16 protein-coding genes are annotated in these 21507 nt (G+C 71.7%); 5 read left to right on the top strand and 11 right to left on the bottom strand.

Translation table 11 applies throughout. The annotated features are described in order from the left end of the window. Positions 1-16: 16 nt before the first annotated feature. From ACH5AO_RS16695 to uvrC, 5 genes are all read right to left on the bottom strand, one after another. Complete coding sequence (locus ACH5AO_RS16695) at positions 17-2971, bottom strand: M14 family zinc carboxypeptidase (RefSeq protein ID WP_398925150.1); 2955 nt, start codon at positions 2969-2971, stop codon at positions 17-19. A gap of 146 nt (positions 2972-3117) precedes the next feature. Continuing rightward, complete coding sequence (gene whiA, locus ACH5AO_RS16690; protein WP_030858707.1) at positions 3118-4107, bottom strand: DNA-binding protein WhiA; 990 nt, start codon at positions 4105-4107, stop codon at positions 3118-3120. Continuing rightward, entirely contained in the window at positions 4098-5165 is a 1068-nt protein-coding gene (gene yvcK / locus ACH5AO_RS16685; protein ID WP_398925148.1) for a uridine diphosphate-N-acetylglucosamine-binding protein YvcK, read from the bottom strand. The genes whiA and yvcK overlap by 10 nt, the downstream gene beginning before the upstream one ends. After that, complete coding sequence (gene rapZ / locus ACH5AO_RS16680) at positions 5162-6169, bottom strand: RNase adapter RapZ (protein WP_398925146.1); 1008 nt, start codon at positions 6167-6169, stop codon at positions 5162-5164. The genes yvcK and rapZ overlap by 4 nt, the downstream gene beginning before the upstream one ends. Next, positions 6166-8301, bottom strand: a complete 2136-nt coding sequence (uvrC, locus tag ACH5AO_RS16675; protein WP_398925144.1) for an excinuclease ABC subunit UvrC — start codon at positions 8299-8301, stop codon at positions 6166-6168. The genes rapZ and uvrC overlap by 4 nt, the downstream gene beginning before the upstream one ends. A gap of 169 nt (positions 8302-8470) precedes the next feature. Between uvrC and ACH5AO_RS16670 the strand changes: the two genes are divergently transcribed. Both ACH5AO_RS16670 and ACH5AO_RS16665 read left to right on the top strand, forming a co-directional pair. Then, the gene (locus tag ACH5AO_RS16670; RefSeq protein WP_398925142.1) at positions 8471-8638 is read left to right on the top strand and encodes a hypothetical protein; all 168 of its coding nucleotides are present in this window, start codon (positions 8471-8473) and stop codon (positions 8636-8638) included. A gap of 234 nt (positions 8639-8872) precedes the next feature. Beyond that, positions 8873-9820 carry a hypothetical protein gene (locus ACH5AO_RS16665; protein ID WP_398925140.1) on the top strand — a complete coding sequence of 316 codons (948 nt, stop codon included), beginning with the start codon at positions 8873-8875 and terminating at the stop codon, positions 9818-9820. 6 nt (positions 9821-9826) lie between these two features. Here the strand turns inward: ACH5AO_RS16665 and ACH5AO_RS16660 are convergent, their stop codons facing one another. Then, positions 9827-10249 (bottom strand): Rieske (2Fe-2S) protein, encoded by a 423-nt coding sequence (locus tag ACH5AO_RS16660; RefSeq protein WP_398925138.1) that lies wholly within the window; start codon positions 10247-10249, stop codon positions 9827-9829. 233 nt (positions 10250-10482) lie between these two features. On the opposite strand from ACH5AO_RS16660, the gene ACH5AO_RS16655 reads away from it, so the two are divergent. After that, the gene (locus ACH5AO_RS16655; protein ID WP_398925136.1) at positions 10483-11400 is read left to right on the top strand and encodes a carbohydrate kinase; all 918 of its coding nucleotides are present in this window, start codon (positions 10483-10485) and stop codon (positions 11398-11400) included. Positions 11401-11463: 63 nt separating this feature from the next. On the opposite strand, the gene uvrA is transcribed toward ACH5AO_RS16655, so the two are convergent. Continuing rightward, positions 11464-14490 (bottom strand): excinuclease ABC subunit UvrA, encoded by a 3027-nt coding sequence (gene uvrA / locus ACH5AO_RS16650; protein ID WP_398925134.1) that lies wholly within the window; start codon positions 14488-14490, stop codon positions 11464-11466. Between the two features lie 223 nt (positions 14491-14713). On the opposite strand from uvrA, the gene ACH5AO_RS16645 reads away from it, so the two are divergent. Both ACH5AO_RS16645 and ACH5AO_RS16640 read left to right on the top strand, forming a co-directional pair. Next, on the top strand, positions 14714-15403 hold the full coding sequence (locus ACH5AO_RS16645; protein WP_398925132.1) for a maleylpyruvate isomerase family mycothiol-dependent enzyme: 690 nt from the start codon (positions 14714-14716) through the stop codon (positions 15401-15403). 39 nt (positions 15404-15442) lie between these two features. Further along, on the top strand, positions 15443-16099 hold the full coding sequence (locus ACH5AO_RS16640) for an MBL fold metallo-hydrolase (RefSeq protein WP_398925130.1): 657 nt from the start codon (positions 15443-15445) through the stop codon (positions 16097-16099). Between the two features lie 8 nt (positions 16100-16107). Here the strand turns inward: ACH5AO_RS16640 and aroQ are convergent, their stop codons facing one another. The 4 genes from aroQ to ACH5AO_RS16620 form a co-directional block, all read right to left on the bottom strand. Beyond that, on the bottom strand, positions 16108-16581 hold the full coding sequence (aroQ, locus tag ACH5AO_RS16635) for a type II 3-dehydroquinate dehydratase (RefSeq protein ID WP_398925128.1): 474 nt from the start codon (positions 16579-16581) through the stop codon (positions 16108-16110). Positions 16582-16828: 247 nt separating this feature from the next. Beyond that, positions 16829-17932 (bottom strand): calcium:proton antiporter, encoded by a 1104-nt coding sequence (locus tag ACH5AO_RS16630; protein ID WP_398925126.1) that lies wholly within the window; start codon positions 17930-17932, stop codon positions 16829-16831. A 285-nt stretch (positions 17933-18217) separates the two neighbouring features. Further along, positions 18218-19219 (bottom strand): TerC/Alx family metal homeostasis membrane protein, encoded by a 1002-nt coding sequence (locus ACH5AO_RS16625; protein WP_398925124.1) that lies wholly within the window; start codon positions 19217-19219, stop codon positions 18218-18220. Positions 19220-19506: 287 nt separating this feature from the next. Continuing rightward, positions 19507-21507 carry a TerD family protein gene (locus ACH5AO_RS16620; protein ID WP_398925122.1) on the bottom strand — a complete coding sequence of 667 codons (2001 nt, stop codon included), beginning with the start codon at positions 21505-21507 and terminating at the stop codon, positions 19507-19509.

Here is a 21507-nt window from a genome sequence, read left to right as displayed (position 1 = left end):
GCGTTGACGCGAGGTGTCACCCGTCCAGGGCGGCCAGGGCCTTCCCCAGCAGTGCGGTCCGGTCGGCCGCGGAGGTGAGGTGCTCCAGGCCGAAGCCCAGCAGCACGGTGTCGCCGGTGGTGACCGCTCCGTAGGTCTGGAACAGCGCTCCGGTGCGCGTCCAGTCCTTCAGGACGGCCGGGCTGCCCGCGGGCGGTCCGGGCACCGTCCAGGCGCCGAGCGAGCTCTCGAAGCCCTCGGTGCCGGCCGCGGTGCCACCGGTCACGAGCGAGGCCTCGTCGGCGAGGACGCCGTGGCCGCCGCTGCCCGGGTCGGTGACGTAGGCGAGGGAGATCTCGACCGTCTTCCCGGCGTAGGCGCTCAGGTCGAACTCCACCTGCCGCCAGCCGCTGGAGGAACCGGTGAGGCTGTTCCAGGAGCCGGTGGTGCCGGTCGTGGCGCAGCCGTCGTCGCCCAGGGTCAGGTAGTGCTCCAGCCAGGGGTGCTCGCCCATGTAGAACCCGGCGGCGCACTCGCTCGGCACGGTGGTGCGGGTCGCGCCGCCCGCCTCGGGCAGGGTCGTCCAGTCGTCGGCGCCGGCGGTGTGCGCCTCGACGACGACGTGGTCGTAGCCCGGTTCGGTGTCCCACAGCAGCTGGGTGCGCAGGGTGGGCCGGTCGGCCGCGGCGGTGCCGGTGAGGTCGATGGTGCGGGTGAGGCGCTTGTAGCCGTCGTCGGTGTGCACGGCGGCGGCCATGAAGGAGCCGGCGTAGGGCCCGTACGGGTTGACCGTGTCGGGGAACCCTCCGGCGCCGGCGCTCGCGAACTGCGGGTACTGCTCGGCGGGCAGCTCGTCGGAGGTGATCCCGTAGGTGCCGGCCTCGTCCAGCGGGTTGCCGGGCGTGTCGCCGAGCGGGCCGGTGAAGCCGTCCAGGCCGCCGGAGCCGGTGAACGCCGTGGCCCCGGGGGTGGAGGTGCGGGAGTAGGCGCCCAGGTAGTACTGGCTGAAGTCGTCGGACAGGGTGCCGCCGCCGAGGTCGACGCTGCCGCCGGCCTGCTCGCCCGCCTCGATCAGCCGGCCGCCCTCGTTGAGGAAGGCCCGCAGCTGGAGCTGGGTGGCGATGCCCGGGGTGGCGGCGCCGGTGTGGTGGACGACCGTGTCGAAGTGGTTCAGCACGCCGAGCGCGTCCGGGGCTCCCTGCTCGGCGACGTCCCAGACCGCCGCGCGGCGGCCGTTGGCCTTCAGCGCGTCGACGTACTTCCGGGTCTGCGTGCTCTTCGCGCCCTCCTCGGCGACGACGAGCACGTCCGCGCGGGGCCGTTCGGCGACGGTGTAGGTGAAGTGCTCGCTGGAGACGTCCTCGCCCCCGCGACCCTCCCCGGTGAACCACACCTCGACCTTGTCGCCGGGCCCGCCGTGCCTCACCTTCGCCCGGTACCCGTCGAAGTAGAGGTCGTCCTCACCGCCGTACCGCTCCCCGCCCTTCCAGGGCCTGAGGTCCACGTCGTGCGTACGGCCGCCGTTGACGCGGTACTTCAGCTCCTTGTCTCGCACGGCCTTGCGGACGACGACGGAGACCTCCTGGTCGGCGCCGCGCGCGTACGACGTGCCGAAGGACGCCGGGGTGAAGTCCGCGGCCTCCAGGCCGACCGAGGAGGACGGCCGGTCGGGGTGGGCGGCGGTCTCGGCGACGGAGAGCGCGAACGGGATGTTCTTCGCGAACTCCTGCTGGATCAGCTTCTCGTCGTCGGGGAAGTTGAAGATCGACTGGCAGTCACCGGCGTCCCACTCGTCGTCGGGGTCGGTCTGGGACGCGGTCTGGCAGGTCGACATCTCGGGGGTGAACATCGCCATGCCGTTGACGTTGGCCGCGTGGCCGTCGGCCTCGCCGTTGGTGGTGTACAGCTCGGAGGAGAGCTGCGGGTGGTAGCCGGGGATCGCGGAGTTGTCGGGCGTGCCGGCGAGGGCCTCGTAGAGGACGTCGTCGGGGGTCGGCGTGGCCACCTGCCAGCCGACCCCGTAGAGGAGGAGTTCGGCCGCGGAGTGGTAGTTGATGCCGTAGGTGAAACCGATCCGCTTCTCGAAGGCGTCGACGGCCTTGGTCTCGGGCTCGGAGCCGGGGCTCGCGCCGCGGTAGGTCTGGCTGGTGGGGTTGGGGGACGAGCCCTCGTCGTCGTAGCCCCACTTGTAGGGGAAGTTGCGGTTGAGGTCGACGCCGTCGCCGGTGCCGATGGCGCCGTCGCCGTTGACGTCCCGCAGGTTCTTGCGCCAGAGGCGGTTGTCCTCGTCGGCGAAGGTGTGGTCATAGCCGTCGGGGTTGACGGAGAGGACGAACCACAGTTCGGTGGTGTCGACGATCCTCTTGATCCGCTTGTCGGTGCGGTACGAGTCCAGGTAGTGGTGCATCAGCCGCCGGGTCATCTCCGGCGTGATCCACTCGCGCGCGTGCTGGTTGGACAGGTAGAGGACGGCCGGTTTCGACCCGTCCTTCGTCTTCTTGGCCTTCTTGGTGAGTTTCAGGGCGAGGATGTCCTGTCCCCTGACCGTCTTGCCGATGGAGACGACCTTGGTGAGGTCGGGGTTCTCCCGCGCGGTGCGCAGGATCTCCTCGCGCAGACCGCCCTCTCCGCTGTACGGGCGGAACACGCCCTCGGCGGCGTCCTCGACACGGTCCTCCGCCCGGGCGGAGAGCGTGTGCTCGGTGAGGTCGACGCCCTGTTCCTCCAGTTTTCCGGCCTGTCCCTCGGTGAGGTAGACCTCCACGGTGGCCGTGCCCTTGTCGGGCACCCGCTCACCGAGTTCGTGGCCGTCCTGCCCCGCCGCGAGGAGCAGGGGAACCTGCTCCTTGGTGACGTCGGCGCGGAAGACCTTGACCTCGTCGGTGTCGGAGGCCGCGGGGTTTCCGGGTTGTGCCTGGGCGATGGGTGCGAGGCTCGCTCCGCCGATCAGGAGCGTGCCGACAGCGAGGATCGTTCTCGCTCTGTGTCTCATGAGCCCCCCTGGAAGTGGTCCGCCACAGCGGCGAACAGATGCCAGGCTCATGACACATCATGATCGAGTCAAGGGTGCCGCCACGCCACGTGAGAACCGGCGCCGGCCACCCGAACGGGCGCCGACGCCGGTCGCCTGAGCGTCCGTCAGACCATGAGCTTGTCGTCCAGCTCCTCGCCGAGGTTGGCCTCCGTGCCGGGGATGCCGAGGTCGGCGGCGCGCTTGTCGGCCATCGCCAGCAACCGGCGGATCCGGCCGGCCACGGCGTCCTTGGTGAGCGGCGGATCGGCGAGCGCGCCCAGCTCCTCCAGGGAGGCCTGCTTGTGCTCCATGCGCAGCCGGCCGGCCGCAGCGAGGTGCTCGGGGACGTCGTCGGCGAGGATCTCCAGGGCGCGCTGGACGCGGGCACCGGCCGCCACGGCCGCGCGGGCGGAGCGGCGGAGGTTGGCGTCGTCGAAGTTGGCCAGCCGGTTCGCCGTGGCGCGCACCTCGCGGCGCATCCGGCGCTCCTCCCAGGCCAGCACCGACTCGTGCGCGCCGAGCCGGGTGAGCAGCGCGCCGATCGCGTCGCCGTCGCGGACCACGACCCGGTCCACGCCGCGCACCTCGCGCGCCTTGGCGGCGATCGACAGCCTGCGGGCGGCGCCGACCAGGGCGAGCGCGGCCTCGGGACCGGGGCAGGTCACCTCCAGGGAGGAGGAGCGGCCGGGCTCGGTGAGGGAGCCGTGGGCCAGGAAGGCGCCGCGCCAGGCCGCCTCGGCGTCACAGGTGGCCCCGGAGACCACCTGCGGGGGCAGACCGCGGATCGGACGGCCGCGGCCGTCCACCAGGCCGGTCTGGCGGGCCAGCTGGTCACCGCCCGCGACCACCCGGACGACGTAGCGCGAGCCGCGGCGCAGCCCGCCCGGGGCCATCACGATCAGTTCGGAGCTGTGGCCGAAGATCTCCAGGATGTCCCGCTTGAGGCGGCGGGCCGCCATCGCGGTGTCCAGCTCCGCCTCGATCACGATGCGCCCGCTCACCAGGTGGAGGCCGCCGGCGAACCGCAGAACGGCGGAGACCTCCGCCTTCCTGCAGCAGGTCCGGGTGACGGGGAGCCGGGAGATCTCGTCCTTCACCGCTGCCGTCATCGCCATGGGCCGATCCTTCCATGCATCCGAAAAATACGGTCGTACGCGGCGGCCAACAGCTCCGGGTCGTGCCGGGGGCTTCCGTCGGGCCTGGCCACCGGGGCCAGCTCGACCGCGGCGCCGAACCGCCGGGCGGCGTCGGTCAGGGAGTCGCGGTCGGGCACGGCGGCCTCGTCGGCCAGCACCACGTCCAGGGCGAGTTTAGGGGCGTGTCGTCCCAAAACCTCCAAATGACGCTGCGGGGAGAAGCCCTCGGTTTCTCCTGGCTGCGGCGCGAGGTTAAGGGAGAGTACCCGGCGCGCCTTGGTCTCGATGAGGGCGTCCAGCAGTTCCGGCACGAGCAGGTGCGGGATGACCGAGGAGAACCAGGAGCCGGGGCCGAGCACCACCCAGTCGGCGTCGAGGACCGCCGCGACCGCCTCGGGGACGGCGGGCGGGTCGTTCGGCACCAGGTGCACGGACTGTACCTCGCCCGGGGTGAGGGCGACGGTGGCCTGGCCGCGGACGGTGCCGATCTCGTCGGGCCGCTCGGGGTCGTGGCCCAGGACCCGGGCCTGGAGCTCCAGCGGCACGGCGGACATGGGCAGCACCCGCCCGTGCGCGCCGAGCAGCCGGCCCACCAGGTCGAGGGCCTGGACGTGGTCGCCGAGCTGCTCCCACAGGGCGACGATCAGCAGATTGCCGACCGCGTGCTCGTGCAGGTCGCCCTGGGACTGGAAGCGGTGCTGGATGACGCGGGCCCAGGTCTGGCCCCAGTCGTCGTCGCCGCACAGCGCGGCCAGGGCCTTGCGCAGGTCACCGGGCGGCAGCACGCCCAGCTCGTCGCGCAGGCGCCCGCTGGAGCCGCCGTCGTCGGCCACGGTGACGACGGCGGTGAGGTCGCCGGTGATCCGGCGCAGCGCGGCGAGCGAGGCGGACAGGCCCATGCCGCCGCCGAGGGCGACGACCTTGGGCTGGGCACCCCGGCGGCGCGGTCTCGCGCCACGGGTCTCGGCCGGCCGGCTCGCGCGTCCCTCGGGGACCGCTCTGCGCAGCCGGCTCAGCCGCGGAGTACGTCGTGTCATTCCCGTCCCATGTCCCGGTGGACCACCACCGTCTCCACGCCCTCGGCGGCGAGCCGGGCGGCGAGCTTCTCCGACATGGCGACCGACCGGTGCTTGCCGCCGGTGCAGCCGACCGCGATGGTCACATAGCGCTTGCCCTCACGACGGTAGCCCGCGGCGACCAGCCGCAGCAGCTCGGCGTACCGGTCGAGGAACTCCTTGGCGCCGGGCTGGTTGAAGACGTACGACGCCACCTCCTCGTTGAGTCCGGTGTACGGGCGCAGCTCGGGCACCCAGTGCGGGTTGGGCAGGAACCGCATGTCCACGACCAGGTCGGCGTCGACCGGCAGGCCGTACTTGAAGCCGAAGGACATGACGGTGGCCCGCAGCTCGGGCTCCTCCTCGCCGGCGAACTGGGCGTCCATCTTGGCGCGCAGCTCGTGCACGTTGAGGCTGGAGGTGTCGATCACCAGGTCGGCGTCGCCGCGCAGCTCGCGCAGCAGCTCCCGTTCGGCGTCGATGCCGTCGACGATGCGGCCGTCGCCCTGGAGGGGGTGCGGGCGGCGCACCGACTCGAAGCGGCGCACCAGGGCGTCGTCGGAGGACTCCAGGAAGACGGTCCGCCGGGTGACGCCCCGCCCGTCGAGGTCGGCGAGGGACTCGCGGAGGTTGTCGAAGAAGCGCCGGCCGCGGACGTCGACGACGACCGCGATCCGCGCCACGTTGCCCTGGGAGCGCGCGCCGAGCTCCACCATGGTGGGGATCAGAGCGGGCGGCAGGTTGTCCACGACGAACCAGCCGAGGTCCTCCAGACACTTCGCGGCCGTCGAGCGGCCGGCCCCGGACATGCCGGAGATGATCACCAGCTCGGGGATGGCCACCTCGGGCACCCCGGCCTTTTCCTTGCCCGTACTCACCTGTGCTCCGTCGTCCTGGCGGGCGGCGGCCGGGCCGGCGCCTTCCCCGCCCGTCTCCTGCTGGGTCCGGTCCCGCTCCGGCGCGGGCCCCGTCTCGTGCTCGGTCATCGTTCCTGCCCCCGTCGTCCGTCCGGGGCGCCCGTGGACACGGGCTCCCCGGGAGAATCCGTCGCCTGCCCGGGTTCTCCCCTGTCATCCATGATCTGGTCCGTGTCGTCCATGATCTCGCCCGTCGCCGTGTTCACGGCCGGGGCGGCGGGTGCCGCCCGGGCGAACGCCGCGACGATCGTCTCGGCCGTCTTGCGGCCTATGCCCGGAACCTCGCAGATCTGGTCGATTGTCGCCGATCGCAGCCTCTTCACCGAACCGAAGTGCTTGATCAGTGCCTGCTTGCGGGTCTCGCCGAGGCCGGGCACGTCGTCCAGCGGGCCGGCCCGGAAGCGCTTGGCGCGCTTGGCGCGCTGGTAGGTGATCGCGAACCGGTGGGCCTCGTCGCGGACCCGCTGGAGCAGGTAGAGGCCCTCACTGGTGCGCGGCAGCACCACCGGGTCGGTCTCGTCCGGCAGCCAGACCTCCTCCAGACGCTTGGCGAGGCCGCACACGGCGATGTCGTCGATGCCCAGCTCGTCCAGCGCCCGCCGGGCCGCCGCGACCTGCGGCGCGCCGCCGTCGACGACGACGAGCTGCGGCGGGTAGGCGAAGCGCCTGGGCCGGCCGTCGTCCTCCGTGAGGGTGTTGGCGGGCGGCTCGGCGAGGCCTCCGGGGGGCCCTTCGGCGCCGGGGTCCTCGCCGTCGGTCCACTCCCCCGTGCGCTCCTTCTCCGCGAGGTAGCGGCGGAAGCGGCGGGTGATCACCTCGTGCATGGAACGGACGTCGTCCTGTCCCGCACCGTGCCAGAGTTGCGTGTCTCCGACACGACCTTTGATCTGGAAGCGGCGGTACTCGCTCTTGCGGGCCAGTCCGTCCTCGAAGACGACCATGGAGGCCACCACGTCGTCGCCCTGGAGGTGCGAGATGTCGTAGCACTCGATCCTGAGCGGGGCGCTGTCCAGCTCCAGGGCGTCGGCGATCTCCTCCAGCGCGCGCGAGCGCGTGGTCAGGTCGGAGGCGCGCTTGGTCTTGTGCAGCACGAGCGCCTGCTGGGCGTTGCGCTCCACGGTCTCCATCAGGGCCCTCTTGTCGCCGCGCTGCGGGACGCGCAGGGAGACACCGGAGCCACGCCGCTCCGTCAGCCACTGCTGGACCGGCTCCACCGGGTCGGGCAGGGCGGGGACCAGGACCTCCCGGGGGACCGCGTCGCCGGTCTCCTCGCCGTAGAGCTGCTGCAGCGCGTGCTCGACGAGGGCGCCGGTGGTGATCTCCTCGACCTTGTCGGTGACCCAGCCGCGCTGGCCGCGCACGCGTCCGCCGCGCACGTGGAAGATCTGGACGGCCGCCTCCAGCTCGTCCTCGGCGACCGCGATCAGGTCGGCGTCGGTCGCGTCGGCGAGCACGACCGCGCTCTTCTCCATGGCCTTCTTCAGCGCCCCGATGTCGTCGCGCAGGCGGGCGGCCCGCTCGTACTCCATCTCCTCGGCCGCCTCCGTCATCCGCTGCTCCAGACGGCGCAGGTGGGCGCCCGTGCGGCCGGCCATGAAGTCGGAGAACTCCTCGGCCAGCGCGCGGTGGTCCTCGGCGGAGACGCGGCCCACGCACGGTGCCGAGCACTTGCCGATGTAGCCGAGCAGACAGGGGCGGCCGGTGCGGGCGGCGTTCTTGAAGACCCCGGCCGAGCAGGTGCGCACCGGGAAGACGCGCAGCAGCAGGTCCACGGTGTCGCGGATCGCCCACGCGTGCGTGTACGGACCGAAGTACCGCACGCCCTTCTTCTTGTGACCGCGCATCACCTGGACGCGCGGGAACTCCTCGTTCATCGTCACCGCGAGGTACGGGTAGCTCTTGTCGTCGCGGTACTTGACGTTGAACCGGGGGTCGTACTCCTTGATCCAGGAGTACTCTAGCTGGAGCGCCTCGACCTCCGTGGACACCACCGTCCACTCCACGGACGCGGCCGTGGTGACCATGGAGCGGGTGCGCGGGTGCAGCCCGGCCAGGTCCTGGAAGTAGTTCGCCAGGCGCTGGCGCAGGCTCTTCGCCTTTCCGACGTAGATCACCCGGCGGTGCTCGTCGCGGAACCGGTAGACCCCCGGCGAGTCGGGGATCTCACCCGGTTTGGGGCGGTAGCTGGAGGGGTCGGCCATGTCTCACACCCTACTGGCGGGGACCGACACCGCGGCGGGCCTGTGGACGGCGGGGCCCGGCCGGGGCCGGATGGGTTACGGCGTGCGGGAAGCGGGAAGGTGGGGGTTCCGTCCCTCGGATGATCGGCGGACGGCCACGAGGGCGGTCACGAGTCGGAGGGCTGGTCGGATGCGACGGACGCGGATCGAGAAACCACGACGGACGGCCCGGACCCGCCGGTACGCGGACGAGGCGTCCGGCCTCCTCGACTCCCTCGACCCGCGCGATCCCGACATCGTGCGCGCGAAGCGCCTGCGGTCGCGGCTGGGGGACCGGGACGGGGGCGGCGCGTCGTAGGGCCGACGGACCGGGACGGAACCGGCGGGCCGTGGGGCCGACGCGGCCGGGATGCGCCGCTGTCGGGCGTCAGGTGTTGTCGGGGCTTGGTCAACACGCTTCAATGCGGGGGAACTCCGGGACCTGAACGACGGCGTACGGACGCAAGGACTCCGCCACGCCGGCGGGGGCGGCTCCGGGGTGCCCGCGCGACGGTCTGACCAGCCGTCGCGGACTTCACAGAAAGGCCCCTGCATGCCGCACGCCACACCGCACGCGGACCCCGTCACCGCGGAACTGGACTCGGCCCTGCGCGGCGGCCCCTTCCACGTCGCCCTGCGCGCGGCGATCGCCGCGCGGGGGCTGCCGTTGCAGCGTGTGCAGCACCATCTGTCGCGCCACGGCGTGAAGGTCGGCGTCACCAGTCTGAGCTACTGGCAGCAGGGCGCCCGCCGCCCGCAGCGCCCGGAATCGCTGCGCGCCGTACGGGCGCTGGAGGAGATCCTGCAGTTGCCGGAGGAGTCGCTGATCCGGCTGCTCGCCCAGCCGGACGAGCACGCGGCGGACCGGCACTCCCCGGGGCGGTCCTACCGCTCCCTGGTCGAGGCCTCGGACGTACGGGAACGGCTGCTGGCCGAGTCCGGCGCCCCGCGCGACGGCGGACTGCACACCCTGGGGCACCACGAACGGATACGGATCGGGGCGCGCCGCGAACTGGCGGAGCGCGAGTCGCACCACATCGTGCGCGCCCACCGGGACGGCGTCGACCGCTATGTGGCCGTCCACCACGGCGACCCCGGCGCCGTGCCGGAGCGGATGACCGTGCGGGCGCTGGAGAACTGCCGTACCGGGCGCGTGCGCCGGCACCACGACAGCGGGGTGCTCGCGGCCGAGCTGCTCTTCGACACCCGGCTGCGGGCCGGTGACACCTTCCTCTTCCGCTACGCCGTCGAGGACGGCACGGCGGGCGTCTCGCACGAGTACGTGCGCGGGGTGGAGTCCCCCGGCGGCCAGTACGCGCTCCAGGTGTGCTTCGGCTCCGGGACGCTCCCGGTGCGCTGCCACCGGTTCACCCAGCACTCGGCGGCGGCACCGCGCGGCGGCCACCAGGAGCTGGTGCTCAGCGGGCGGCACCGCTCGGTGCACCTGGTGGAACCGCGCGTGCGGTCGGGTTACGTGGGGATCGCCTGGGACTGGGAGTGATCCCGGTCAGGTCTGCGGCCTGACGACCAGCGTGCCGTTCTTCACCTCGACGGCCAGCGTCTTCAGGGGGGCCACGGCCGGCTCGCGCAGCACCTTGCCGGTGGTGGCGTCGAACTCGCTGCCGTGGCAGGGGCAGACCAGCTTCGTGCCCTCGAGCTTGTTGATGGGGCATCCCGCGTGGGTGCAGACGGTGTCGTACGCCTTGAGGGTGCCGTCCCCGCTCCGGCTGACCACGACGTTGTGGTCCCGGTACAGCTTCGCGCCGCCCTCGGCGACCTCGCCCTCGGGGCCCAGCTCGACGGGGCCGGTCAGCGGGGCGGCGCCCTCCTCGGTGCTCCCGCACGCGGTGAGGCCCAGTCCGGCCACGGGCGTCAGGGCCGCGCCTCGCAGGACGGTGCGGCGGGTCACGGCGGGGCGGCGGGCGGGCATGAGGGCTCCACGGGTGGGACGACGATGCGCGGGTGGACATCGGGGACGATACCGGGAGTGATCGTTCCGGCTAAGGGCGGGGGCTGTCGCGAGGTGGCCCGGCAGGCGTTTACGCACGTCCGGCGAATGGGATACGGTCCCCACCCGAGAGGCGGCACGTGGCGTACGGCTGTGCGAAGCCGGCGGGTCGTGAAGCCCGGTCCTTCGGAGACCTTCGGAGAAGGGAACCCCTCGTGATCGTCGTGGCCGGTGAGGCACTGATCGACCTGGTACCGCGCGGCGCGGGCGCGCTCGCGCCGCTGACGCCGGCGCTCGGCGGCGGCCCGTTCAACACGGCGGTGGCACTGGGCCGCCTCGGCTCCCCCACCGCGTTCTGCTCCCGGGTGTCGCGCGACGCCTTCGGTACGGCGCTGCTGGACCGGCTGCGGGAGACCGGTGTGGACCTGTCGTCGGTGCAGCGCGGTGACGAGCCGACGACGCTGGCCGTCGCCACCGTCGGCGCGGACGGCTCCGCGGCGTACACCTTCTACGTGGAGGGGACGGCGGACCGCCTGTTCACGGCCCCCGGCGCCTTGCCGGCCGGCACCCGCGCGGTGTCCTTCGGGACCTGCTCCCTCGTGCTGGAGCCGGGTGCGAGCGCGTACGAGGAGCTGATGCGCACCGCCCGCGCGCAGGGCGTCTTCACGGCGTTGGACCCCAACATCCGGGCGGGTCTCATCCCCGACGCCGACGCCTACCGGGCCCGGTTCCACAGCTGGCTGCCGTCGGTGTCGCTGCTGAAGCTGTCCGCGGAGGACGCCGAGTGGCTCGGCGGGTCCCCGAAGGAGTGGCTGGCGGCCGGTCCGGCGGCGGTCGTGGTCACCCGGGGCGGTGACGGGCTGACCGCGTTCACCCGTGACGGCGGCGAGTATTCCGTGCCGGGTGAGCGGGTCGAGGTGGTGGACACGATCGGCGCCGGTGACACGGTGAACGCGGCGCTGCTGCACGGCCTGGCGGTGCGGGACGCGCTCAGTGACGCGGGGGTGGCCGCGCTGGGCGACGAGGGCTGGACGGACCTGCTCGGCTTCGCGGCGCGCGCGGCGGCGGTCACCTGCTCACGCGCGGGCGCGGAGCCGCCGTACGCCCGTGAACTGGAGCCGGAGGCCGTCTGACGCGCGTACGCGCCGTGCCGCACGGGGGTTCCGTGCGGCACGGCGCGTACGGGTGCGGGCCGGTCAGGCCTTGGGCGCCCGCGTCGTCCTCTTCGCGGCGGCCTTGGTGGCCGTCTTCTTGGCGGGTGTCTTCGCGGGGGCCGTACCGTCGATCTTCTTGGTGGCCGTCCTCCTCGTGCCGGTCTTGGCCGCGACCGTCTTCTTCGCCGCCTTGCGCGGGGCCGGGGCCTGCGCGGCGTCGCTGATCCGCTCCGCCCCCAGGATGTCGCGCAAAAACTTGCCGGTGTGGCTGGCCGGTACGCCGGCGACCTGCTCCGGGGTGCCCTCCGCGACCACCAGGCCACCGCCGGAACCGCCCTCGGGCCCCATGTCGATGACCCAGTCGGCGGTCTTGATCACATCGAGGTTGTGCTCGATGACGATGACCGTGTTGCCCTTCTCGACCAGGCCGGACAGGACCTTCAACAGCTTGCTGATGTCCTCGAAGTGCAGACCGGTGGTCGGCTCGTCCAGGACGTAGACCGTGCGGCCGGTGGAGCGCTTCTGCAGCTCGCTGGCGAGCTTCACGCGCTGCGCCTCTCCGCCGGACAGGGTGGTCGCGGACTGGCCGAGGCGGACGTAGCCGAGACCGACGTCGTTGAGCGTCCGCAGGTGGCGGGAGATGGCCGGGACCGCCTCGAAGAAGTGCATGGCCTCTTCGATCGGCATGTTCAGGACGTCGGCGATGGACTTGCCCTTGTAGTGGACCTCCAGGGTCTCCCGGTTGTAACGGGCGCCGTGGCAGACCTCGCACGGGACGTACACGTCCGGGAGGAAGTTCATCTCGATCTTGATGGTGCCGTCGCCCGCGCAGTTCTCGCAGCGGCCGCCCTTGACGTTGAAGGAGAAGCGGCCCGGCATGTAGCCGCGGACCTTCGCCTCGGTGGTCTCGGCGAACAGCTTGCGGACGTGGTCGAAGACACCCGTGTACGTCGCCGGGTTGGAGCGCGGGGTGCGGCCGATGGGCGACTGGTCGACGTGGACGACCTTGTCGACGAGGTCGTCGCCGTCCACGCGCGTGTGCCGGCCGGGGACGCTGCGCGCGCCGTTCAGCTCACGGGCGAGGTGGGTGTACAGGATGTCGTTGACCAGGGTGGACTTGCCGGAGCCGGAGACACCGGTGACCGCGGTGAAGACGCCCAGCGGGAAGGACACGTCGATGTCCCGCAGGTTGTTCTCGCGGGCGCCGTGCACCGTGAGCCGGCGCGAGGGGTCGTGCGGGCGGCGGACGTCGGGCAGCGGGATGGCCTTCTTGCCGGACAGGTACTGGCCGGTCTGCGACTCGGCGTTGGCGAGGAGCTCCTTGAGGGAGCCGCTGTGCACCACCTTGCCGCCGTGCTCACCGGCGCCGGGGCCGATGTCGACGATCCAGTCGGCGACCTTGATGGTGTCCTCGTCGTGCTCGACGACGATGAGCGTGTTGCCCATGTCGCGCAGCCGGACCAGGGTCTCGATCAGCCGGTGGTTGTCCCGCTGGTGCAGGCCGATGGAGGGCTCGTCGAGGACGTAGAGCACGCCGACGAGTCCGGAGCCGATCTGGGTGGCCAGGCGGATGCGCTGTGCCTCGCCGCCGGAGAGCGTGCCCGCCGCGCGGTTGAGCGAGAGGTAGTCCAGGCCGACGTCGACCAGGAACCGCAGCCGCTCGTTGACCTCCTTGAGCACCCGCTCGGCGATCTTCTTGTCGCGGGCGGTGAGCTTCAGCTCGCCCAGGAAGTCCGCGCAGTCGCTGATGGACATCCCGGAGACCTCGGCGATGGACTTGCCCATGACCGTGACGGCGAGGACGACCGGCTTGAGCCGGGTGCCCTCACAGGCGGGGCAGGGCACCTCGCGCATGTAGCCCTCGAAGCGCTCGCGGCTGGCGTCGCTCTCGGCCTCGCTGTGCCGGCGCTTGACGAAGGGGACGGCGCCCTCGAAGGCCGTGGTGTACCGGCGCTCGCGGCCGTAGCGGTTGCGGTAGCGGACCTCGACCTGGGTCTTGTGGCCGTGCAGCAGGGCCTTCTTGGCGCGCTGCGGCAGGCCGGCGAACGGGATGTCGGTGCGGAAGCCCAGCGCGTCCGCGAGGGCGCCGATCAGACGGCCGAAGTAGTCCTTGGTGTGGCCGTGCGACCACGGGTGGATGGCGCCCTCGTCGAGGCTCTTGTCCGGGTCGGGGACGATCAGCTCGGGGTCGACCTCCATGCGCGTGCCGATGCCGGTGCACTCGGGGCAGGCGCCGAAGGGTGAGTTGAAGGAGAAGGAGCGCGGCTCCAGTTCCTCGAAGGACAAGTCGTCGTACGGGCAGTACAGGTGCTCGGAGTACATGCGCTCGCGCTCGGGGTCGTCCTCGGGGAGGTCGACGAAGTCGAGCACGACCATGCCTCCGGACAGGCCGAGGGCGGTCTCGACGGAGTCGGTGAGGCGGCGCTTGGCGCCGTCCTTGACCGTGAGGCGGTCGACGACCACCTCGATGGTGTGCTTCTCCTGCTTCTTCAGCGTGGGAGGGCTGGAGAGCTGGATCGTCTCGCCGTCCACCCGGGCGCGGGAGTAGCCCTTGGTCTGGAGCTCGGAGAAGAGGTCGACGAACTCGCCCTTGCGCTCGCGCACCAGCGGGGAGAGCACCTGGAAGCGGCTGCCCTCGGGCAGTTCCAGGACCTTGTCGACGATGGCCTGCGGCGACTGGCGCGAGATCGGCCGGGAGCACTCGGGACAGTGCGGCTTGCCGATGCGCGCGAAGAGCAGGCGCAGGTAGTCGTAGACCTCGGTGATGGTGCCGACCGTGGAGCGCGGGTTGCGGGAGGTCGACTTCTGGTCGATGGAGACCGCCGGGGACAGACCTTCGATGAAGTCGACGTCCGGCTTGTCCATCTGGCCGAGGAACTGCCGGGCGTACGAGGAGAGCGACTCCACGTAGCGCCGCTGTCCTTCGGCGAAGATCGTGTCGAAGGCCAGCGAGGACTTGCCCGACCCCGACAGGCCCGTGAAGACGATGAGCGAGTCGCGCGGGAGATCGAGCGAGACGTTCTTGAGGTTGTGCTCGCGGGCTCCACGGACGATGAGACGGTCGGCCACGCCGGTCCGCACCTTTCTTGAGAGAAGTGACAGGGGCGGGGCCCCCGTCTTCCTCAGACTAGGGGGAGCCACTGACAACGCCGGTTCGGATTCACGGGTTGTCAACAAACCCCGGCTCTCCAGCATGCCCGACGCCGAACACGACCATATAGCACGTGCATTCGATTTAGGGTACGGCTTCGCCACCTTCACCCGAAGGTGTGACGGGGCTAGGGTCAGCACCATGATTGATCACGCTGATGACCTGGCGTCTGTACAAGCAGCGACCGACCGGCTGCTCACCGCGGTCGCCGCACTGGACAACGCGGCTGTGACCCAGTCGTCACGGCTGCCCGGCTGGACCCGCGGCCACGTCCTGGCCCACCTGGCCCGCAACGCGGACGCCCTGGTGAACGTCTTCGAGGGCCGCCCCATGTACGCCTCCGACGAGGCCCGGGACGCCGACATCGAGCGGGACGCGCCGCGCTCCCTCGACGTGCACCTCGCCGACCTGCGGGAGAGCGGGGAGCGCTTCCGCTCGGCGGGCGCGGCCCCGGCGGACTGGTCACGCACGGTGCAGCTGCGCAACGGGATCACGGACCGGGCGGAGCGGGTGCCGTTCCGCCGGTGGATCGAGGTGGAGCTGCACCATGTGGACCTCGGGATCGGTTACGAGCTGGAGGACCTTCCGCCGGACTTCACGGAGCGGGAGATCGACTTCCTCGCGGCGCGGTTCGCCGGCCACCCGGACGTACCGTCGACCGCCCTCGCCACCGTGGACGGCAGGACCTGGACGACCGGCGGCGAGGAGGCCGGTGGCCCGGTCGTGGTCGAGGGGAGGGCGGCCGACCTGCTCGGCTGGCTCTCCGGCCGCCGGGACGGCGCCGCCCTGACGGTCAAGGGCGGCGATCTTCCGTCGCTTCCCCCGCTGTAGCACCTGTCCGGCGCGGGTTCCCGCTATAGGCTGACGGTCATGACGTACAGCGGGCGGGTGACGGTCGGCGGCCCAGCCGACGTGCACGAACTCAAGGACCTGATGATCACCAAGGTCGCGGTCGGCCCCATGGACAACAACACCTATCTGCTGCGGTGCCGGGCCACCGACGAGCAGTTGCTGATCGACGCGGCCAACGACGCGAGGACCCTGCTGGGGACGATCGGTGACGACGGCATCGCGTCCGTCGTCACCACCCACCGGCACGGCGACCACTGGCAGGCGCTCGCCGAGGTCGTCGCCGCCACCGGCGCCCGCACCCACGCGGGCCGGGAGGACGCCGAGGGCATCCCGGTGCCGACCGACGTGCCGGTCGACGACGGCGACACCATCCGCGTGGGCCGGGTGGAGCTCACCGCCCGCCACCTGGTCGGGCACACGCCCGGCTCGATCGCCCTGGTCTACGACGATCCCCACGGGCATCCGCATGTGTTCACCGGGGACTGCCTGTTCCCGGGCGGTGTGGGCAACACCCACAAGGACCCGAAGGCGTTCGCCAGTCTGATCCATGACGTCGAGACCAAGATCTTCGATGTCCTCCCGGACGAGACCTGGGTCTATCCCGGGCACGGCGACGACACCACTCTGGGCGCGGAACGCCCGCATCTGCCGGAGTGGCGCGCGCGGGGCTGGTGAGACGGGGCTTACGCCTCGGCCACTCCGGGTCCGGCCAGCGCCGCGATCCGCTCCACCGCGAACACGTACCCCTGCACCCCGCATCCCGCGATGACCCCGTCGGCGCGCAGGGAGACGTAGGAGTGGTGCCGGAAGGACTCGCGCCGGTGGATGTTGGAGATGTGGACCTCCATCACGGGCAGGCCGTCACAGGCCTGGAGGGCGTCCAGGATGGCGACGGAGGTGTGCGAGTAGGCGCCGGGGTTGATGACGATCCCGCAGTGGTTCAGCCGCGCCTCGTGGATCCAGTCCACCAGCCGGCCCTCGTGGTTGGACTGGCGCAGATCCACCGTGCCGCCCCGTGCCGCCGCCGCCTCGGTGCACATCGCCTCCACGTCGGCGAGCGTGTCGGAGCCGTAGATCTCCGGCTGGCGCTGTCCCAGCAGGTTCAGGTTGGGGCCGTTGAGGATCATGATGGGGGCGTCAGCCAGGTTGCGGGGCACGGTTCCTCCGGTCCGTCGGGGTGGGGCGGTCCTCGCCGGAACCGCTGCTCGGACCCGGTTTATCACGGTGCGGCGCATGGCCGTTGAGCTCCGCCCCGGCCCGCACCGGGCGACCGCGCGGCCGTGCCTCGGACGCTTCCCGGCATTGCTCGTGGGCCGCCCGGAGAACCAGGTCTCCGGACGGCCACGAGCCCTGGAGAGAGCGCGTCCCCCGCCGCCGGACGGACATCACAGGTCATGCTCCCCGCTAGGGGTTGACCGCCAGCTCCAGATAGGCCGCGAGCAGCACCAGGTGCACGCCTCCCTGCAGTGGTGTGGCCCGCCCGGGGACCACGGTCAGCGCACCCACCACCATGGTCAGGGCGAGCAGCACCAGGTGGGTGTTGCCGAGCCCGAGGACGAGCGGACCGGGGAGCCAGAGGGAGGCGAGCGCGACGGCGGGGATGGTCAGGCCGATGCTGGCCATCGCCGAGCCGAGCGCGAGGTTCATGCTGGTCTGCACCTGGTTGCGGCGCGCGGCGCGCACCGCGGCGATGGTCTCCGGGAGGAGGACCAGCAGGGCGATGATCACACCGACGACGGAGTGGGGCAGCCCGGCGGCCTCCACTCCGGACTCGATCGTGGGTGAGACTCCCTTGGCCAGCCCGACCACGCCGACCAGGGCCAGGCCCAGCAGCCCGAGACTGATCAGGGCGGTGCGCGTGGAGGGCGCCTCGGCGTGCTCCTGCTCGGTGGTGGCCGTCTCGCTCTGCTTGACGATCGGCAGGAAGTAGTCGCGGTGTCTGACGGTCTGGGTCGCCACGAACAAGGCGTAGAGGGTCAGTGAGGAGAGCGCCGCGAACGTGAGCTGCACGGTGGAGAACTCCGGGCCCGGCTTGCTCGTGGTGAACGTCGGCAGCACCAGGCTGAGGGTCGCCAGTGTCGCGACCGTGGCGAGGGCCGCGCCGGTGCCTTCCGAATTGAACACCGCCGTGCCGTGGCGCAGTGAGCCCACCAGCAGGCTCAGTCCGAGAATGCCGTTGACGGTGATCATCACGGCCGCGAACACGGTGTCCCTGGCGAGGGTCGCGCTCTTGTCCCCGCCGTCGAGCATCAGCGTGACGATCAGCGCCACCTCGATGACGGTGACGGCGACCGCGAGGACCAGGGAGCCGAAGGGCTCACCGACCCGGTGCGCGACCACCTCGGCGTGGTGCACGGCCGCCAGCACGGATCCCGCGAGGACCGCGGTCACCAGTACGACGATCCAGCCGGGCAGTTCGCGTCCCCAGGTCAGGATCAGCAGAACCACGGCGAACACCGGCACCAGGGTCGTCCACTGTGCCGCGAGTGACCTGAGCCGAGCGGTCATGGGGCGATCGTCGCAGACGTGAACGGGTGGCGCACCTCACTGCGCTCCTTCGACCACCGGCCGACCCCGGGGAGCGTAGGGGGGGTCACCGCCTCACGGCGTGCCCCTCCGCTCCGCGATCCTGATCGTCTCGGGGTCATCATGGTCACGCATGGCCTCCTCGTACGAGTCGCATTCGGTCGGCGCCGGCACGCGGCGCGGGGTGGGAACGGACAGGACCGGGAGCGGTGGTCGGTGATGTGCTGACCTCCGCTCCCGGGCCGGGCGTTCCGGTGTCCGACAGTGTCAGACGTCGATGTCGTTCTTCACGGGGTCCTCTCCCCGGCCCACTGCCGCCTCGGCCTCCGCCTGCTTGCGGGAGGCCCGCAGGCTGGTGATCGTGGTGACGATCAGGACCGCGCAGATCACACCCAGCGAGACCGGGATGCTGATCTCGGGGACGTGTACCCCGGACTCGTGCAGTGCGTGCAGCACCAGCTTCACGCCGATGAAGCCGAGGATGATCGACAGGCCGTAGGAGAGGTGGACCAGCTTCTTCAGCAGGCCGCCGATGAGGAAGTACAGCTGCCTGAGGCCCATCAGCGCGAACGCGTTCGCCGTGAACACGATGTACGGGTCCTGCGTCAGGCCGAAGATCGCGGGGATCGAGTCGAGCGCGAACAGGATGTCCGTGGTGCCGATGGCGAGCATGACGACGAGCATCGGGGTCATGACCCGCTTGCCGTTCTGCTCGATCCACAGCTTGGTGCCGTGGTACCGGTCGGCCACGCCGAAGCGTCGCTCGGCAGCCTTGAGCAGCTTGTTCTCCTCGTACTCCTCGTCCTCCTCGTCGGCCCTGGCCTCCTGGATGAGCTTCCAGGCGGTCCAGATCAGGAAGGCGCCGAAGATGTAGAACACCCAGGAGAAGCTGGCGAGGATCGCCGCGCCGGCGGCGATGAAGATCGCGCGCAGCACCAGGGCTATGAGGACACCGACGAGGAGCACCCGCTGCTGGTACTGCGACGGCACCGCGAACTTCGCCATGATCAGGACGAAGACGAAGAGGTTGTCGACGCTCAGCGACTTCTCGGTGATGTAGCCGGCGAAGAACTCGCCTCCGGCCTGGCCTCCGCCCCAGATCAGCAGGCCGAGTCCGAAGAGCGCGGCCAGGACGATCCAGACGATGGTCCAGATACCGGCTTCCTTGATGGACACGTCATGCGGTTTGCGGCCGATGAAGAAGTCGGCCGCGATGAGGACGCACAGGCCCACGATCGTCAGGACCCATAGGGTCGGGGAAACATCCACTGCGCCTCCGGCAGGTACGTCACACGGCAAATGTCAGCGTCGTCGCTGCCGGAGGTCTCTTCCACCCGGGTCGCCGGCGCTCGGTCGCGTCCGGACGGTCCTTCGGGCCGACGCCCCGGGATCTGGCCTGATCCGTATTGACGGGGTCGCCGCACAGACAGGGAGTACTCCCCTCCGTGCGGTCAACAGTACCCAATCACCAAGGATTGGTAAAGAGGTGGGTAAAGAAAGATACAAAGCTCCAGGTGGTGGAGCTTTACGCGAACTTGGCCAAAGGTGCGGGGAGGTCACCTGCCCCATGAGCGGCGGGCCGCCGCGACCTGGGTGAGCACCTGGTGGAGGACCTGGCTTCCCGGCGGCACGAGCGGCGGCTCGTACGTCCAGGCGTGTCCGACCCACGGGTCGGCCAAATGGTCATCGGGCACGGGAGTCAGTCGCAGCAGCGAACGCCACAGCGGGTCGAGGAGCGGACCGTAGCCCGCGGACTCCTCGCGGTCGGCGACCATCATCAGATGGACCCCGACGGACGGGCCCTCGTCGGCGAGGTAGCGCAACTGGTTCACGGCCCGGTCGTCGAAGCCGTGCGGGAAGTCGTTGACGATCAGCAACTGCTGGGAGGTGTCGAAGCCGGGCGGCAGGGCGTCGGGGGCGCCTCCGCGCAGCGCCATCTGCACCAGGTCGACCCGCTGCGTGAGCCGGCCCAGCACCTCCGTCACCCCCGCGGCGCCCTGGGCCGGTGGGGCCGCCAGCACACCGGTCCGGGTCAGCGGCTCCAGCGGCTGCGCCCCGGATCCGGCCGGGTCGATGACGTGCACGGTGAACTGGCCCGCCGGGTAGACGGCGAGCAGCCGGGCCGCGTGCGTCACCGCCGTCTCCATGGCGAGGCGCCGCATGTCGTGGGAGTCGGTGAACGACCCGTCGGCCGAGTCGGCCCGTCCGCTGTCGATCCACAGACCGCGCTCCAGCGGCAGCCGGAGCAGCATCGGGATGCGGATCCGGTCGGCCTCGGGCAGCCGCAGGTCGCCCAGGCGCAGCGCCATGGGTATCTCCATCGGCACCCGGTAGGCGTGCCAGGCGGGGTTGTCCCAGCGGGCGAAGGCCGGGGGCAGCGCGGGTTCGACGACGTCGGCCTCGGCGACGAGCTGGGCGAGGTCCCGGTCGAGGACTTCTCGCGCCTGGTCGACGAGGTGCGCGTGCCGGGCCCGGGCGGCCTCGCGCGCGGCGTCGCCCTGACCGCCGATCCGGCTGCGCGGATCGGACAGGGCCTGCTCCAGCTCCTTGTCCATGCGGGACTCGGCGAAGTCGACGGCGCTGCGGTAGGCGGCGGCGGTACGGGCCAGGTCCTCGAACATGCCCCAGACCTGGTTGTAGAGCCGCTCCTCCATGGACCAGCCGGTCGCGTCCCCCGCGACGGGCTGCGCGGGCTGTCCGGGCCGCGCCGGCGGCGCGGTGGGCGGGGGCGGCGGCGGGGCGGAGTTCCGCCGGCCGGGGTGGCTGTAGTCGATCGGGCCGCCGGTGGTGGCGGACGGGTCCGCGGCACCGGTTCCGCCGTACGACGGCTGCGGCCCGGTCTGTCCCGGTCCGCCGGCCGGCTGCCCGCCGTACGACGGCGGTACGGGGCCGGGGGCGCCCTGCGGTGCGGTGCCGCCCTGGTCGGGGCCGATCGCGGGAGCGGCCGGCTGACGGGAGCGGTCGCCGTCGGCCGGGCGGGGAGGGGGCGCCTGCACGGAGCGGGTGAGTCCCCGCGCGACGGCCTCGTCGATGGTCCCGGCGAGCTGTACGGCCTCGGGCAGGCCCTGGTCGGCGAGGAGGTCGGCGAGGCCGCCCGCGTAGCCCTGGCCGACGGCGCGCACCTTCCAGGCACCCTGCCGCCGGTAGAGCTCCAGCGCGACGACGGCCGACTCGGGCTCCAGGCCCGTGATGGTGTAGCTGGCGATCTCGCCGCCGTCCAGGCCGGTGACGGCGACGAAGGGGGCCGCCACCGCGCCGAACCGGACGGGACCACCGCCCGGGATGGGCAGGGCGAGCAGCACACTGACCCGGTGGACCGCGTCCGTCATGGCGTCCAGGTCCACCGCGAGACGGTGGTCGGCGGCCGCCTGCCGCGACACCTCCAGACCGGGCTGGGTGGGCGCGCCCGGGTGGGCCACCCACTCCACTCCGTGGATCCGGCCGTTCTCGTCGCCGAGCGCGGCCGCGGCCACGACCGGTGTGCCGGCCGAGATCCGGATCTCCAGACGGGACTGGGAGAGCGGGTGGTTCTGTCCCCGCACCAGCTCGGCCGTCAT

Source organism: Streptomyces sp. NPDC018964 (assembly GCF_044390325.1).
Classification (GTDB): Bacteria; Actinomycetota; Actinomycetes; order Streptomycetales; family Streptomycetaceae; genus Streptomyces.
The sequence above is the reverse complement of the archived record's forward strand: the minus strand, read 5'-3'. Positions and strand labels throughout refer to the sequence as shown.

Excerpts from the sequence above, each read along its gene's own strand:
- ACH5AO_RS16695 (WP_398925150.1), bottom strand. The coding sequence starts at position 2,971 with ATGAGACACAGAGCGAGAACGATCCTCGCTGTCGGCACGCTCCTGATC.
- ACH5AO_RS16670 (WP_398925142.1), top strand. The coding sequence starts at position 8,471 with ATGCGACGGACGCGGATCGAGAAACCACGACGGACGGCCCGGACCCGC.
- whiA (WP_030858707.1), bottom strand. The coding sequence starts at position 4,107 with ATGGCGATGACGGCAGCGGTGAAGGACGAGATCTCCCGGCTCCCCGTC.
- ACH5AO_RS16665 (WP_398925140.1), top strand. The coding sequence starts at position 8,873 with ATGCCGCACGCCACACCGCACGCGGACCCCGTCACCGCGGAACTGGAC.
- ACH5AO_RS16640 (WP_398925130.1), top strand. The coding sequence starts at position 15,443 with ATGACGTACAGCGGGCGGGTGACGGTCGGCGGCCCAGCCGACGTGCAC.
- uvrC (WP_398925144.1), bottom strand. The coding sequence starts at position 8,301 with ATGGCCGACCCCTCCAGCTACCGCCCCAAACCGGGTGAGATCCCCGAC.
- rapZ (WP_398925146.1), bottom strand. The coding sequence starts at position 6,169 with ATGACCGAGCACGAGACGGGGCCCGCGCCGGAGCGGGACCGGACCCAG.
- ACH5AO_RS16645 (WP_398925132.1), top strand. The coding sequence starts at position 14,714 with ATGATTGATCACGCTGATGACCTGGCGTCTGTACAAGCAGCGACCGAC.
- ACH5AO_RS16620 (WP_398925122.1), bottom strand. The coding sequence starts at position 21,507 with ATGACGGCCGAGCTGGTGCGGGGACAGAACCACCCGCTCTCCCAGTCC.
- yvcK (WP_398925148.1), bottom strand. The coding sequence starts at position 5,165 with ATGACACGACGTACTCCGCGGCTGAGCCGGCTGCGCAGAGCGGTCCCC.
- ACH5AO_RS16630 (WP_398925126.1), bottom strand. The coding sequence starts at position 17,932 with ATGACCGCTCGGCTCAGGTCACTCGCGGCACAGTGGACGACCCTGGTG.
- ACH5AO_RS16660 (WP_398925138.1), bottom strand. The coding sequence starts at position 10,249 with ATGCCCGCCCGCCGCCCCGCCGTGACCCGCCGCACCGTCCTGCGAGGC.